Raw genomic sequence first — 13,967 nt, 5'->3', positions numbered from 1 at the left:
CTCCGTCGCCCGCGCCCCGGCCGGTTTACGAAGCGCCAGCAAGGTGTTGGCCCGGCGTCAATCTGTCCATTTTCCGATTGACGGCAGGACGGCGCGCTGAAATGGTGCCCCCGCTTTCAGGCCCCGCGCGGCCATCGGGCTCCGCGCCCTCACACAAGCGCCGAACAAGAGCCGGAAGCAGTCGAGGGGGAGGACGTTTCGTTGCATTCGCTCCAAGCGCGTCGTCATCAAGACATGCACGCCAAGCGTGATCGCGAAACCGCGCCTTCCTTGGGCTCAGGCGCGCTGTCCTGATCAGCGCCCGCAGCGGAGACCATGATGCGCCCCTTGTTGGCAGTCAGTTCAGCCATCGATCAGCTCAACGAAAAGATCGGTTACGTCTGCAATCTCATGGTGCTGCTGGCCTGCCTGGTCAGCGCGATCAACGCCATGATCCGTTACGCCTTCAGCTATTCGTCGAACGGCTGGCTGGAGCTGCAATGGTACATGTTCGCGCTGCTGGTGATGTTCGGCGCCTCCTACACGTTCCGCCGCAATGAGCATGTCCGCGTCGAGCTGCTCTATCTCTATCTGTCCGAGCGCGGCCAGCTCTGGCTCGACCTGATCGGCACGCTGTTCTTCCTGATCCCGACCTGCCTGCTGCTGGCCTATCTGTCGTGGCCGTTCTTCATGCAGTCCTACTCGGTCAACGAGATGTCGGCCAATGCCGGCGGCCTGCTGCGCTGGCCGGTCAAGCTCGCGATTCCCGCCGGCTTCGTCCTGCTGGCGCTGCAGGGTCTCTCCGAGGTGATCAAGCGCGCCGCCGCGCTGCGCGGTGAAGTGACGATCGACGCCAAATACGAGAGGCCGACGCAATGATTACGCTGGAGATGATGCCGCCGCTGATGTTCGGCGGCCTGGTCCTGGCGATGCTGATCGGCTTCCCGGTGGCGTTCACGCTCGCCGCCGTCGGCCTCTCGTTCGGCTTCCTCGCCATCCATCTGGGCTTCTTCGACCTCAACTTCCTGCAGGCGATCCCGGGCCGCATCTTCGGCAGCGTGCTCGCCAACGACCTCCTGCTCGCGATCCCGTTCTTCACCTTCATGGGTGCGATCCTGGAACGATGCGGGCTCGCCGAGGACATGCTGGACTCGATGGGCCAGCTGTTCGGTCCGATCCGCGGCGGCCTCGGCTATTCCGTCATCATCGTCGGCTTCATCCTGGGCGCGATCACCGGCACGGTGGCGGCGCAGGTGATCGCGATGGCGATGATCTCGATGCCGGTCATGATGCGCTACGGCTACAATATGCGCTACATCACCGGCGTGCTGGCCGCCTCCGGCACCATCACCCAGCTGGTGCCGCCGTCGCTGGTGCTGATCGTGCTCGCCGACCAGCTCGGCAAGTCGGTCGGCGACATGTATCTCGGCGCCTGGGGCCCCTCGATCTTCCAGGTGCTGCTGTTCGCCGGCTACACCTTCGTGCTCGGCCTGATCAAGCCGGGCCACCTGCCGCCGGTGCCGAAGGAGGCGCGCACGCTGACCGGCTGGGCGCTGTGGAAGAAGTGCCTGATGGGCATCATCCCCTCGGCGGTGCTGATCTTCGTCGTGCTCGGTACCATGATGATGGGCCTGGCCACGCCGACCGAGGCCGGCGCCATGGGCGCGGTCGGGGCCATCGTGCTCGCCGTGATCCACCACAAGAACTTCACCTCGAACGACCGCACCATCCTGATCGTCGGCGTCGCCGCCGCCGGTGTCGGCACCATCGTGGCGATGCTGTTCACCGAGAACCTCGTGTTCAAGCTCAGCTTCGCGGCCACCTATCTCGCCGTCGCCTGGCTGTGCATCCGCGCCGCCGCCATTCCCGACCTGCGCGACCTGATCAAGCAGGGCTACGAGACCACCATGCGCATCACCTGCATGGTCACCTTCATCCTGATCGGCTCGACCTGCTTCTCGGTCGTGTTCCAGGGCGTCTCCGGCGGCGAATGGCTGGAGCACCTCTTGACCTCGCTGCCCGGCGGCGTCTGGGGCTTCCTGATCTTCATCAACATCTTCATCTTCTTCCTGGCCTTCTTCCTCGACTTCTTCGAGATCGCCTTCATCATCCTGCCGATGATCGCGCCGATCGCGCAGAAGATCCTGGCGCCGGTGGTGGGACCGGAGGCCGCGCTGATCTGGTTCGGCGTCATGCTGTGCGTCAACATGCAGACCTCGTTCCTGCATCCGCCGTTCGGCTTCGCGCTGTTCTACCTGCGCGGCGTCGCGCCGAAGGAAGTGAAGAGCTCCGACATCTATTGGGGCGCGATGCCCTGGATCGGGCTGCAGGCGATCATGGTGCTGCTGGTGATCGCCTTCCCGATCACGGTGACGGGCCTGCTCGACAAGCCGGTCGCGGTCGATCTCGACAAGGTCAAGATCGAGGTACCGCAGATCGAGCTGCCGCCGCTCGATTTCGGCCAGCCGAAGCAGTAGCCGGCGGCTCCGAACTAATGCAGAAAACCCCGGAAGCCACGCTTCCGGGGTTTTTGTTTGGGCCGTCTCTATCAGCCCGTCATTGCGAGGCGCCCTTGCGCCGAAGCAATCCAGGATCACGCGCGCAGCCCTGGATTGCTTCGCTGCGCTCGCAATGACGCGGAAACAGCGCTGGCCGCCGCCTCAGCTCTGCGAACGCCGCGCCATGAAGTTGTCGTAACCGACCTCGGCGACCTGGAACCAGGAATAGCCGGCGGCCGAATAGGCGGTCAGCGACTCCAGTGCCTTCTTGAAGTTGGGATTGGTCGCAGCGACCTCGGCATGCAGCTCCTTGGCGGCCTTGAACGAGGCCTCCATGACCGGCTGCGGGAACGGGTGCAGCTTGGCGCCGCCGGCGAGCAGCTTGCGCAGCGCCAGCGGGTTGGCCGAGTCGTACTTCGCCATCATCCAGTTGTTGGCATAGTGGCCGGCCAGCTCCAAGAGCTTCTGATAGTGCTTCGGCAGCGCGTTCCACTTGTCGAGGTTGATCATGGCGAGCAGCATCGGACCGCCCTCCCACCAGCCCGGGAAGTAGTAGTGCGGCGCGACCTTGTAGAGGCCGAGCTTCTCGTCGTCATAGGGACCGACCCATTCAGCGGCATCGATCGTGCCCTTTTCCAAGGCAGGATAGATATCGCCGCCGGCCAGCTGCTGCGGCACGCAGCCGAGCTTCTGCATGACCCGGCCGGCGAAGCCGCCGATGCGGAATTTCATGCCGTTGAGATCATCGACGGTGTTGATCTCCTTGCGGAACCAGCCGCCCATCTGGCAGCCGGTGTTGCCGGCGAGCAGCGAGGTGACGTTGTAGCTCTTGTAGAAGTCGTTGAGGATCTCCTTGCCGCCGCCCATCAGGTACCACGCCTGATTGATGCGCATGTTGGGGCCAAATGGCACCGACGAGCCGAAGGTGAAGGTCGGGTCCTTGCCGAAGTAATAATACGACGCGGTGTGGCCCATCTCGACGGTGGCATTCTGCACGGCATCGAGCACCTGCAGGCCGGGCACGATCTCGCCGGCCGCGAAGGTCTGGATCTGGAATTTGTTGTCGGTGGCCTCGCCGACCATCTTGGCCATCATCTCGGCGCCGCCGTGCAGCGTGTCGAGCGATTTCGGCCAGCTCGTGGTCATGCGCCATTTGATCTCGGGCAGCGACTGCGCGATCGCGGGCGCGGCGATCGTGGCGGCGCCGGCAGCGCCGAGCCCGGTGACCTTGATGAAGTCTCTCCGCTTCATAGTCCTTCCCTCCCGTGTGATGTGTGTCCATTCCTGGGCAGCCTTCTTGCGAGGCCTCGGTTCCAGTGTGGATCAAACAGCGCAGGAGTGCCATCGCGAAACGTTGTCGCAACGCGAAAGCCCGGCCTCTTGCGAGGCCGGGCTTGAACTCAAACCGCCGATCGAACTTTTCAGATCAGCCGCGGGTGCGCGAGCGGATCATGAAGCTGTCGTAGGTGTACTCGGCCACCTGCCACCACAGATACTCATCCGAGCGGTAGGCCTGCATGGCGTCGATCGACTTCTTGAAGTCGGGATTCTTCGCCGAGATCTCGCCCCACAGCTCGTTGGTCGCCTTGAGGCAGGCTTCCAGCACCTCGTTGGTGAACGGGCGCAGCTGGGTGCCGCCGGCGACCAGGCGCTTCAAGGCCGACGGGTTCTGCATGTCGTAGCGCGCCGCCATCCAGGTGTTCGCGGCCATCGTCGCGTTGGTCAGGATGGCCTGGTAGTTCTTGGGCAGCGAATTCCACTTGTCCAGGTTGGTATAGGCATGGACGGTCGGACCGCCCTCCCAGAAGCCCGGATAGTAGTAGTACTTGGCAACCTTCTGGAAGCCGAGCTTCTCGTCGTCATAGGGGCCGACCCACTCGGCCGCATCGATGGTGCCCTTCTCCAACGCCGGGTAGATGTCGCCGCCGGCGAGCTGCTGCGGCACCACGCCGACCTTCTGCAGCACCTGACCGGCGATGCCGCCGATGCGGAATTTCAGGCCGGACAGGTCAGCAACGGTCTTGATCTCCTTACGGAACCAGCCGCCCATCTGGGTGCCGGTGTTGCCGCAGGGGAAACCGATGACGCCAAACTTCTTGAAGAACTCGTTGGCGAGCTCGTTGCCGCCGCCCTGGAATAGCCAGGAGTTCTGCTGCCGGGCATTGAGACCGAACGGCACAGAGGCGTAGATCGCGAAGGTCGGGTCCTTGCCCACATAGTAGTAGGAGACGGTGTGGCACATCTCGACGGTGCCGTTGGCCGTGGCGTCCAGCGCCTGCAGGCCAGGCACGATTTCGCCGGCCGCGAACACCTGGATCTGGAACTTGTTGTCGGTCATTTCGGCGACGTACTTGGCGAGCTCCGTCGCGCCGCCATAGATGGTGTCGAGCGACTTGGGGAAGCTCGAAGTCAGCCGCCACTTGATCTCCGGCGACGACTGCGCAATCGCCGGCGAGGCGATCGCGCCCGTCGCCGCGGCGCCCGCGGCCGAAACCTTCAGAAAATCACGACGCTTCATCTTAAGGCATCTCCTTGTTGGGGGCGTTTCCCGTTTGCAATTGCGTTGATCCGCCGATGCGATTGGCCGCATCGAGTCGAAGACGATCCGGCCGCGGCTTTAGCACGGAACCGGTTAAGCGAAAACGCGACGATGGGCTGACAAACCGTCCAATAGTCGCACTTCGCTGCACTGCATCAAGCAGCGGCGATAGCGTCCTTGAGCTGGTCCCGGACGGCCGACGCGATGGTTCGATAGATCGCCGCGTGCGGTCCGTTGGGCTCGCTCTCGACCACGGGATTGCCGGCGTCGGACGTGGCGCGGATGTCCATGTGCAACGGGATCTCACCCAGGAACGGCACGCCGAGCCGCTCGGCCTCGTGGCGCGCGCCGCCATGGCCGAAGATGTCGGACCGGGTGCCGCATTGCGGGCACTGGAAGTAGCTCATATTCTCGATGATGCCGAGCACGGGCACGTTGACCTTGCGGAACATCGCGAGCCCGCGCCGGGCGTCGATCAGCGACAGGTCCTGCGGGGTCGACACGATCACCGCCCCCTTGAGCGGCACGTTCTGCGCCAGGGTCAGCTGGGCATCGCCAGTACCCGGCGGCATGTCGACGATGAGCACATCGAGCGTGCCCCAGGCAACGTCGCGCAGCATCTGGTTGATCGCCGACATCACCATCGGCCCGCGCCAGATCATCGGACTGTCCTCCTCGACCAGGAAGCCGATCGACATGATCGCAAGGCCGAAGCGCGACAGCGGGATCATCTTCTTGTCGGACGTGAGCTGCGGCTTCTCGTGCAGGCCGGTCAGTTTGGGCACGGACGGTCCGTAGATGTCGGCATCGAGCAGGCCGACCTTGAGCCCGAGATCGCGCAAGCCCAGCGCGAGATTGACGGCCGTCGTCGACTTGCCGACACCACCCTTGCCCGAAGCCACCGCGATGACCGCGGTGATGCCGGGAATGGCGGCCTGGCGCGCCATTGGCGAGTCGGCCGGGTGCTGGTGCTGGTGCGGCGGACGGTGGGCTGCAGCCGGCTGCACACCGGACGGCCGCGGAGGCGGCGTCGCGCCCGGCTTGCGCTCGGCGGTCAGCGCCACCATGACCGTGGTCACGCCCGGAATGGCGCGCACGGCGGCCTCAGCCTGGGCACGGGTATCCTCCCAGGCGCGCGCCTCGCTGGCCTCGACATTGATCGAGAAGAACACCTTGCCGTCATTGGCCGTGATCGGCGACAGCGCGCCGGCGTCGGGCAGCGCCACGCCGCGCGGGGAACGAACCCGCTTGAGAGCCTCGATGACCTGTTGCTGCGTCACGCTCACGGCGCGTCTCCTGAAAACGTTCAGAACGCGCCACATCGTCGCGCCCTATCATATTGGCCGGACATGATCTTACGTCGTCGCCGACGGGATTGATCCGGCCCTCCGCTGCGCTGCTTCATAATGCCGGCCGGCTCAAAACGCCACCTTGGTTCCGATGTCGGACGCAGTCTCCACCGGCGCGTCCTCGGCCTGCTCCTTGGCTGCCTCGTAATTGAGCTCGATCATCACGCCGTTGGGGTCGCGCACGAAGATCTGCCACAGCTCCCCGCCGGGCACCTGCCGCGCGTCGAACGGCATGCCCTTGGCGGCCAGCCGCGCCTTCATTCCGGCAAAGCCGCGGCTGACGAAGGCGACGTGGTGGACGACGCCGGAGTCCGGCTTCTGGGCTTCCTCTGTCGAAGAGATGTCGACCAGATGCACCACCGGCCGGCCCTCGCTGTACATCCAGGCGCCGGGGAATGCGAAGTTCGGCCGCGCACCATTTTCGAGCCCGAGCACGTGCTCATAGAAGCGCACCGTCTCTGGCAGATTGCGGGTCCGGATGTTGAAATGATCGAGCACGCCGACGCTGACGCCCATGCGAGACACTCCCTGACTGGTTCGTTGATCGTCTGGATTTCGTTGCGGGATGACGCCTTTGCAAGCCGTCATGATGATGCCTCTTTAGCACGAGCCCGCGCTTTCGCATGCGTCACGAAGCCGTTGCCCTCGCCTCTCAAGCGTTTATGGTGCGGCGTCCAGCGTGCCGCCGCGCCCCGGCCGGCTGCTGAAGTGTTCCTTTCCAAGAACAGCCCGGCCCTCCCAAGGCCGCCGGCAGAACCCCAAGGTCAAGGTAGCTCATATGGCTAAAGTCGCTTTCATCGGTCTCGGTGTCATGGGTTTCCCCATGGCAGGACATCTCGTGAAGAAGGGTGGTCACGAGCTGACAGTCTACAACCGCACGGCGGCCAAGGCGAAGGAATGGGCCGACAAGTTCGGCGGCAAGACCGCCGCCACCCCGAAGCAGGCGGCCGAGGGCCAGGACTTCGTGATGTGCTGCGTCGGCAACGACAACGACCTGCGCTCGGTCACGATCGGCCCCGACGGCGCTTTCGCCGGCATGGCCAAAGGTGCGACCTTCGTCGACCACACCACGGCCTCGGCTGAAGTGGCACGTGAACTCGATGCCGCTGCCACCAAGGCCGGCTTCAAATTCATCGACGCGCCGGTCTCCGGCGGCCAGGCCGGTGCCGAGAACGGCGTACTGACCGTGATGTGCGGCGGCACCCCGGACGCCTATGCCGGCGCGGAGCCGGTGATCGCGGCTTACGCCCGCATGTGCAAGCTGCTCGGACCCGCCGGCAGCGGCCAGCTGACCAAGATGGTCAATCAGATCTGCATCGCGGGTCTCGTGCAGGGTCTCTCTGAAGGCATCCATTTTGCGAAGAAGTCGGGCCTCGACGTTGCCGCCGTGATCGAAACCATCTCCAAGGGCGCCGCCCAGTCCTGGCAGATGGAGAACCGCTACAAGACCATGAACGACGGCAAATATGACTTTGGTTTCGCAGTGGAATGGATGCGCAAGGATCTCTCGATCTGCCTCAGCGAAGCCCGTCGCAACGGCGCCCATCTGCCGGTGACCGCGCTGGTCGACCAGTTCTATTCCGAGGTCGAGAAGCTCGGCGGCAAGCGCTGGGATACGTCGAGCCTCCTGGCGCGGCTGGAGAAGTAATCTCGTTCTCCTCGATTCGATCGAGCTGCCGCCACTCGCTTCGGGTGGCGGCACGTTCATATTTGCTCGTTCGTACTTGGCCTCTCGTGACGGCTGGCTGGCTCGTTCACCGCCATCGGGCCATGGCCATGACCCAGCCTGCGCCCTCCCTGACGAGTCCCCAGCCGAGCGCCATTGCGCGCCTCGCGACTCGCTGATACCCGTTGCAATCGCTAATCGTTCGCATGTGTTGCTGGATCGAGACAGGCTCTGTTAGAATGTCGGATGTGTAATGTTATAACATTACGCGCCCGAGAACTTCGACTAAGTCTCGTCCCCATCGTCGTGAACGTAAGGCTTGGAACGCGGGAGCCGGCGCAGCCGGTCCCCGTGGTGGGGGGCGGAATGAGCGTGCGAGAGGTGTGGGGGTCGATATCGCTGATCGGGCTGGTGGCAGCAGGCTGGGCGGCCATGCCGGCGGCTCAGGCGCAGTCGGCCTCCAATCCGGCCGGCCGGCCGCCCGCCGACACGCTGCTGCCGGACGTTACGGTCGATGCGCCGCGCCAGCGGCAGGCCGCCGGCCGTACGGCATCACCGAACCGAACGTCCAATCGAACCTCGCGTCCTGCGCCCCGTCGCCTCGCGGCGCCATTGCCCGCAGCAGGTCCATCGGCCGCCTCCTCCGACACGGCAGCGGCCACGCTGCTCAACAGCAACGCGACGCCCGCGAGCGGAAGCCGGCTGGGCCTCACGGTGCGCGAGGTGCCCGCCTCGCTCGAGGTGGTCGGCGCCGAGACGCTGCGCGAGCAGGGCTATCACACGACGGTCGATGCGGTGAAAGGCGCCACCGGCGTCAGCGCCGGCGATGCGCCGAACGACGTCGGCTTTGCGATGCGCGGCTTCCAGGGCAACCAGGTCAACGTCCTCTACAACGGCATCAATATCGGCCCGACCGGCTTCACCGCGCTGACGATGGAGACCTTCAATCTCGACCGCGTCGAGTTTCTCAAGGGCCCCTCCTCCCTGATCTCGGGTCAGGGCGCGGTCGGCGGCACCATCAATTTCGTGACCAAGGCGCCGCATACCGGTCCGGTCCGGAACGAGGCCTTCGTCGGCTTCGACCAGCGCGGCAGCTTCCGCAGCGGCTTCGGCTCGGGCGGCAGCACGACCGTCCAAGGGCTCGACTATCGCTTCGACATCAGCCGGTCCAAGGAGGTCGGCTTCATCGACGACACCGAGTTCAAGAACGTGCACGTCTCGGGTCAGCTCGGCTACCGCCTGTCCGACAGCTTCAAGACCTTCGTCGCGGCCGAGTTCAAGGACTACAAGGCCAAGCCCTATGAGGGCACGCCGCTGGTGCCGGCCACCTACAGCGGCGCCAATGCGACCAGCGGCATCGTCTCCGGCACCAAGTTGTCCGCCTACAACGGCACCGATCTCGGTGCCGTGACGATCGACGGCCGCACGCTGTCGACCAACTACAACGTGGTCGACGGCCACAAGACGATCAAGGAATCCTGGGTCCGCAGCGGGTTCGAATGGGACCTGAGCAACGACGTCAAGCTGAGAAGCCAAGTCTACAATTACAATGCCAGCCGCGACTGGTACAACAATGAGGTGTCGGCCTTCAACGCAGCCACCAACACGGTGGATCGCGAGCGGTTCTTCGTCCATCACAACCAGAACATGGTCGGCAACATCACCGACGTCACCTGGAACGGCAGCGTGCTCGGTCTCGCCAACCGTCTCGTCACCTCGGTCGAGAGCTCGCATCTCGACTTCACGCGCCCAGGCGCGGCGAACTTTCCTGGTGACTCGGTCCCGTTGGTCGGTTTCGACCGGGGGACCTATGGCGACCTGAGGACACAGTTGCAGACCGCCACCATCGACAGCGTCGCACTCAACCTCGAAGACCGGTTGAAGCTCACGGACAGCTTCGCGCTGGTCGGCGGCCTGCGCTACAACCCGTTCACGCTTGATCGCAACTGGATCAGGGACGGCGCCGTGAGGCCTGGCTTTCCCTATTCGACAAGCTGGCAGCCGGTCACCGGGCGCATCGGTTATACCTGGGAAGCGCTCCCTGGCACGACCTTCTATAGCCAATATGCCACGGCAACCGACATCTCGGCCGACAGCATCTTCCTGCTGAGCCCGACGCAGAACCTGACGCTTTCGGACTCACGCAGCTACGAGACCGGTGTCAAGCAGCTGCTGTGGAACGGGCGGGCCGAGTGGACCTTCTCCGCCTTCGACATCGTGCGCAACAACGTCTACAGCGCCCAGGCCGGCCAGCAGCTCAACCTCGCCGGCAAGGTGAAATCGCAAGGCATCGAGATCGCCGCTGCGATCAGGCCGACGCCGGAGAGCAAGCTGTGGGGTAACGTCACCTATGTGCGCGCGCGCTACGCCGACTACGATCTCGCGGGCGGCGGCTCCTTCTCCGGCAACACGCCGCCCAACATCCCCGCCGTGATCGTCAATGGCGGCGGCTCCTACCGCTTCCTCAATCCGGGCTGGTGGCCGGTCGAGCTCGGCTTCTCGGTGCGCCATGTCGGCGACCGCTGGAGCACCGATGCCAACACCGCGAAGCTGCTCGCCTACACCACCGCCGACCTGTTTGCCTTCGTCGATCTGCCGCGGGTGCCGATGTTCGCCACCGCAACCAGCACACGTCTGACCTTCCGCGCCCGCAACGTCACCGACAAGCGCTATGCGGCCTGGAGCGATCCGTTCTATCCAGATCAGATCTTCCTCGGGGCGCCCCGCACCTACGAGGTCGAAGCCTCGTTCAAGTTCTGAGGCCGCATGATCCGGGCGCTGATCCTCACGCACCGCTGGTTGAGCATCCCGCTCGGTCCATTGTTCGTGCTGTGGTTCGCGACCGGGATCGTGATACACTACGTGCCGTTCCCGGCGCAGACGGAGAGCAAGCGGTTCGCCGGGCTCGCGCCGCTCGACCTCGCCACACCCCTGCACGGCCCAGCAGAGGCCCTCGCCGCGCGTGGCATCGATCGTCCCGGCCGTATCCGACTGTGGCAGCGCGTGGACGGTCCCGTCTACGTGATCTCCACCGCCGACCGCAGCGTGGCCGTTCATGCCGACACGCTGGCCACGGCCGACGTGGCCAACCCAGACCTCGCCTTGTCCGTTGCGCGCACCACGGCACAACGGCGTGGAATCGACGCCACAGGGGCCGCCGTTGCAGCGCTCGACACTTACGATCAGTGGACGGTGCCGAACCGGTTCGACGCGCATCGACCACTCTATCGGATCGCGCTCAACGACGGCGATGGCACCGAGCTCTACGTCTCCTCGCGGACCGGCGAGGTCGTGCTCGACACCACACGCTTCGAACGCTCCTGGAACTATGCCGGCAGCGTCGTCCATTGGATCTATCCGACCCTGCTGCGCAAGGACTGGGCGGCCTGGGACGTCACGGTGTGGTGGCTGTCGCTGGCGGCGGTCATCGCCGCCGTGACGGGCGCCCTGCTCGGCCCGATCAGGCTGAGACTGAGCAAGGCGCGGCTGACATCGCGCTACCGGGGCTGGCACCTGTGGCATCACTGGGCCGGCCTGCTCTGCGCGCAATTCGTGCTGACGTGGATCGTCAGCGGCTGGCTGTCGATGGACCATGGCCGGTTGTTCGCGACCGGCCGTCTCACCGCCTCCGAAGAGGAAGTCCTCATCGGCGAACCGGACTGGACTGGTCTCGCCGCAACGGCACTCGCGGCCGTTCGCGGCGAGGCCCGCGAGATCGAATGGTTTGCGTTCGGCGGCCGTATCCATCAGCGCGCCCGGCGAGCGCTGAGCCAGCAGCAGATCTCGGTGCTGGACGGCTCGGCGCCGCGGATCATCGGCCGCTTGCTGCAGCCCGCCGATGTCAATGCGGTGACGGGCCGCCTTCGCAGCGATTGCGCGAGATCGATCGATGTCGAGCCGGGCGACGATCATCCGTTCGCCTCTGACGTGCCGGATGCGCCGGTCTATCGCGTGGTCTGCGGCGACACCTGGTATCATGTCGACGCGGCCTCCGGCGCCGTGCTCGATAAGCTCGATCCTTCCAGGCGCGTCTATCGCTGGCTGTATCAGGCGCTGCACACGCTGGACTTCCCGACCCTGCTCGCCTATCCGGCGCTGCGCACGCTCATCATCGTCGGCCTGTCCACACTCGGCTTGGCCTTCAGCATGACGGGCATGGTGATCGGCTGGCGGCGTCTGCGCGTGCTCAGCATCGCGCTCCGCCGCAAAGGTTAAATTAACGCGCGGTTAACGCAAATTTTTCGTTGTCTATAATCCGTCTTAAGGATTTGGGGCCAGTTATAGACAATGCAGAAAGCAGCCCGTGCACTCCGGGCAGGATTTGTGTTGTTTGATGAGTAAACCCGCTGAAAAGCCTGAGGTGGTCGAGCTTCCAGCAGATCCGCCGGCGCTTGCACCGGCAAGTCAGCGCCGGGCCGCGCAGCAGCGGGTGCGTGAGGCGCGCGACCGGTTAACGTCGACCTCGGGAACACGGCCGGCCTTCGATCGCGAACTGCTGCGCCAATACGCCCAGACCCGGATCTCCGCCTCCTACATCGTGATACTACTGGTGGTCGCGACCGGGCTGATGCTCAGCGCATGGCTGCATGCGCTGGCGGCCGGCGCCTGGACCTGCGGCGTGCTCTGCATTCACGCAGCCATCGTGCGCAACTGCACCAACTTCCTCGCCGAGCAGCCGTCGCTGGCGGCGACGCGGCGCTGGCGGACGCGCTTCGTGCTGCTCGACCTGCTCTACGGCGTGTGCTGGATGGCGATCCTGATCCACCCCGCATTGGCGGAGGTGTCCGGCACGCTGATGATGTTCCTGATGCTGCTGGTGATCGCCGTCTCCAGCATGCTCGCGGCCAACCTGCCCGTTGCGGCGGTTGCGGTCACCGCGCCTGTGACGGTCGCGATCACGCTCAGCCTCGCGCTCTCAGGCACGTTCGACAACTATCTGCTCGCCGGTTTCGCGGTCGCAGCCGAGGGCTACTTCGTTCTGCTCGCTCACCAGCTGCATTCGACGACGCTCGCCACCCTCGAGGCGCGCGCCGAAAAAGACGCGCTGATCGGCGAGCTCGAGCAGGCCAAGGCGATTTCCGACGAGGCGCGCTACCGCGCCGAGGCCGCCAATGTCGCGAAATCGCGTTTCCTTGCGCAGATGAGCCACGAGCTGCGCACGCCGCTGAACGCCATCCTCGGCTTCTCCGAAGTGATGAAGAGCGAGATCTTCGGCGTCCATGCCGTGCCGGTCTACAAGGAGTATTCCGCCGACATCCACAATTCAGGCGTTCACCTGCTCAACCTGATCAACGAGATCCTCGACCTCTCGCGCATCGAGGCCGGCCGCTACGAGCTCAACGAGGAGGCCGTCGCGCTGGTGCACGTGATCGCCGACTGCCACCACCTGCTGAAGCTGCGCGCCACGAGCCGCGGTATCACCATTCACGAGGTGTTCGAGCGGAGCATGCCGCGGCTGTGGGCGGACGAGCGCGCGATCCGCCAGATCGTGCTCAACCTTCTGTCCAACGCGATCAAGTTCACGCCGCAGGGCGGCGACATCTGGCTGAAGGCCGGCTGGACGGCCTCTGGCGGCCAGTATCTCAGCGTCAAGGACACCGGCTCCGGCATCCCCGAGAACGAGATCCCGATCGTGCTCGCCTCGTTCGGCCAAGGCTCGAACTCCATCAAGTCGGCCGAACAGGGTGCGGGACTCGGCCTGCCCATCGCCAAGAACCTGATCGAGATGCATGGCGGCACGTTCACGCTGAAGTCCAAGGTCCGGATCGGCACCGAGGTGATCGTCACTTTCCCGCCGGAGCGGGTGATGTCGGCGCTCGCGCCGCTGTCCGATGAGGCACCGCCATTGCAGCCGGAACCCACAACCCCGCCGGTCCAGGAGAAGCGGCGGCTTCGCAAACCCATCATGAATGCCGGAACGGGACTGTGAGATGATC

General features: G+C 64.9%; 10 protein-coding genes. 6 read left to right on the top strand and 4 right to left on the bottom strand.

All coding sequences use genetic code 11. The annotated features are described in order from the left end of the window. Positions 1-318 precede the first annotated feature (318 nt). Both LQG66_RS00600 and LQG66_RS00595 read left to right on the top strand, forming a co-directional pair. The gene (locus LQG66_RS00600) at positions 319-858 is read left to right on the top strand and encodes a TRAP transporter small permease subunit (RefSeq protein ID WP_231322245.1); all 540 of its coding nucleotides are present in this window, start codon (positions 319-321) and stop codon (positions 856-858) included. Beyond that, on the top strand, positions 855-2,456 hold the full coding sequence (locus LQG66_RS00595; RefSeq protein ID WP_231322243.1) for a TRAP transporter large permease: 1,602 nt from the start codon (positions 855-857) through the stop codon (positions 2,454-2,456). Before LQG66_RS00600 ends, LQG66_RS00595 begins: the two co-directional genes overlap by 4 nt. Positions 2,457-2,639: 183 nt before the next feature. Here the strand turns inward: LQG66_RS00595 and LQG66_RS00590 are convergent, their stop codons facing one another. The 4 genes from LQG66_RS00590 to LQG66_RS00575 form a co-directional block, all read right to left on the bottom strand. After that, positions 2,640-3,728: a TRAP transporter substrate-binding protein gene (locus LQG66_RS00590; protein WP_231322240.1), complete on the bottom strand. Its 1,089-nt coding sequence runs from the start codon at positions 3,726-3,728 to the stop codon at positions 2,640-2,642. 175 nt (positions 3,729-3,903) lie between these two features. Beyond that, complete coding sequence (locus LQG66_RS00585; protein WP_345778930.1) at positions 3,904-5,067, bottom strand: TRAP transporter substrate-binding protein; 1,164 nt, start codon at positions 5,065-5,067, stop codon at positions 3,904-3,906. A 104-nt stretch (positions 5,068-5,171) separates the two neighbouring features. Next, positions 5,172-6,302 (bottom strand): Mrp/NBP35 family ATP-binding protein, encoded by a 1,131-nt coding sequence (locus LQG66_RS00580; protein ID WP_231322236.1) that lies wholly within the window; start codon positions 6,300-6,302, stop codon positions 5,172-5,174. A 132-nt stretch (positions 6,303-6,434) separates the two neighbouring features. Then, on the bottom strand, positions 6,435-6,881 hold the full coding sequence (locus tag LQG66_RS00575; RefSeq protein WP_231322234.1) for a VOC family protein: 447 nt from the start codon (positions 6,879-6,881) through the stop codon (positions 6,435-6,437). A 262-nt stretch (positions 6,882-7,143) separates the two neighbouring features. Between LQG66_RS00575 and LQG66_RS00570 the strand changes: the two genes are divergently transcribed. From LQG66_RS00570 to LQG66_RS00555, 4 genes are all read left to right on the top strand, one after another. Then, positions 7,144-8,013: an NAD(P)-dependent oxidoreductase gene (locus LQG66_RS00570; RefSeq protein WP_231322231.1), complete on the top strand. Its 870-nt coding sequence runs from the start codon at positions 7,144-7,146 to the stop codon at positions 8,011-8,013. A 384-nt stretch (positions 8,014-8,397) separates the two neighbouring features. Continuing rightward, a complete protein-coding gene (locus LQG66_RS00565; protein ID WP_231322228.1) occupies positions 8,398-10,791 on the top strand; it encodes a TonB-dependent receptor in 2,394 nt (797 codons plus the stop codon). 6 nt (positions 10,792-10,797) lie between these two features. Beyond that, the gene (locus LQG66_RS00560; protein WP_231322226.1) at positions 10,798-12,246 is read left to right on the top strand and encodes a PepSY domain-containing protein; all 1,449 of its coding nucleotides are present in this window, start codon (positions 10,798-10,800) and stop codon (positions 12,244-12,246) included. A gap of 118 nt (positions 12,247-12,364) precedes the next feature. Further along, positions 12,365-13,960 carry a sensor histidine kinase gene (locus LQG66_RS00555; RefSeq protein WP_231327649.1) on the top strand — a complete coding sequence of 532 codons (1,596 nt, stop codon included), beginning with the start codon at positions 12,365-12,367 and terminating at the stop codon, positions 13,958-13,960. Positions 13,961-13,967 lie beyond the last annotated feature (7 nt).

It is taken from the genome of Bradyrhizobium ontarionense, assembly GCF_021088345.1.
In the GTDB taxonomy this organism is placed as follows: domain Bacteria; phylum Pseudomonadota; class Alphaproteobacteria; order Rhizobiales; family Xanthobacteraceae; genus Bradyrhizobium; species Bradyrhizobium ontarionense.
This window is presented reverse-complemented; position numbering and strand designations above follow the sequence as displayed.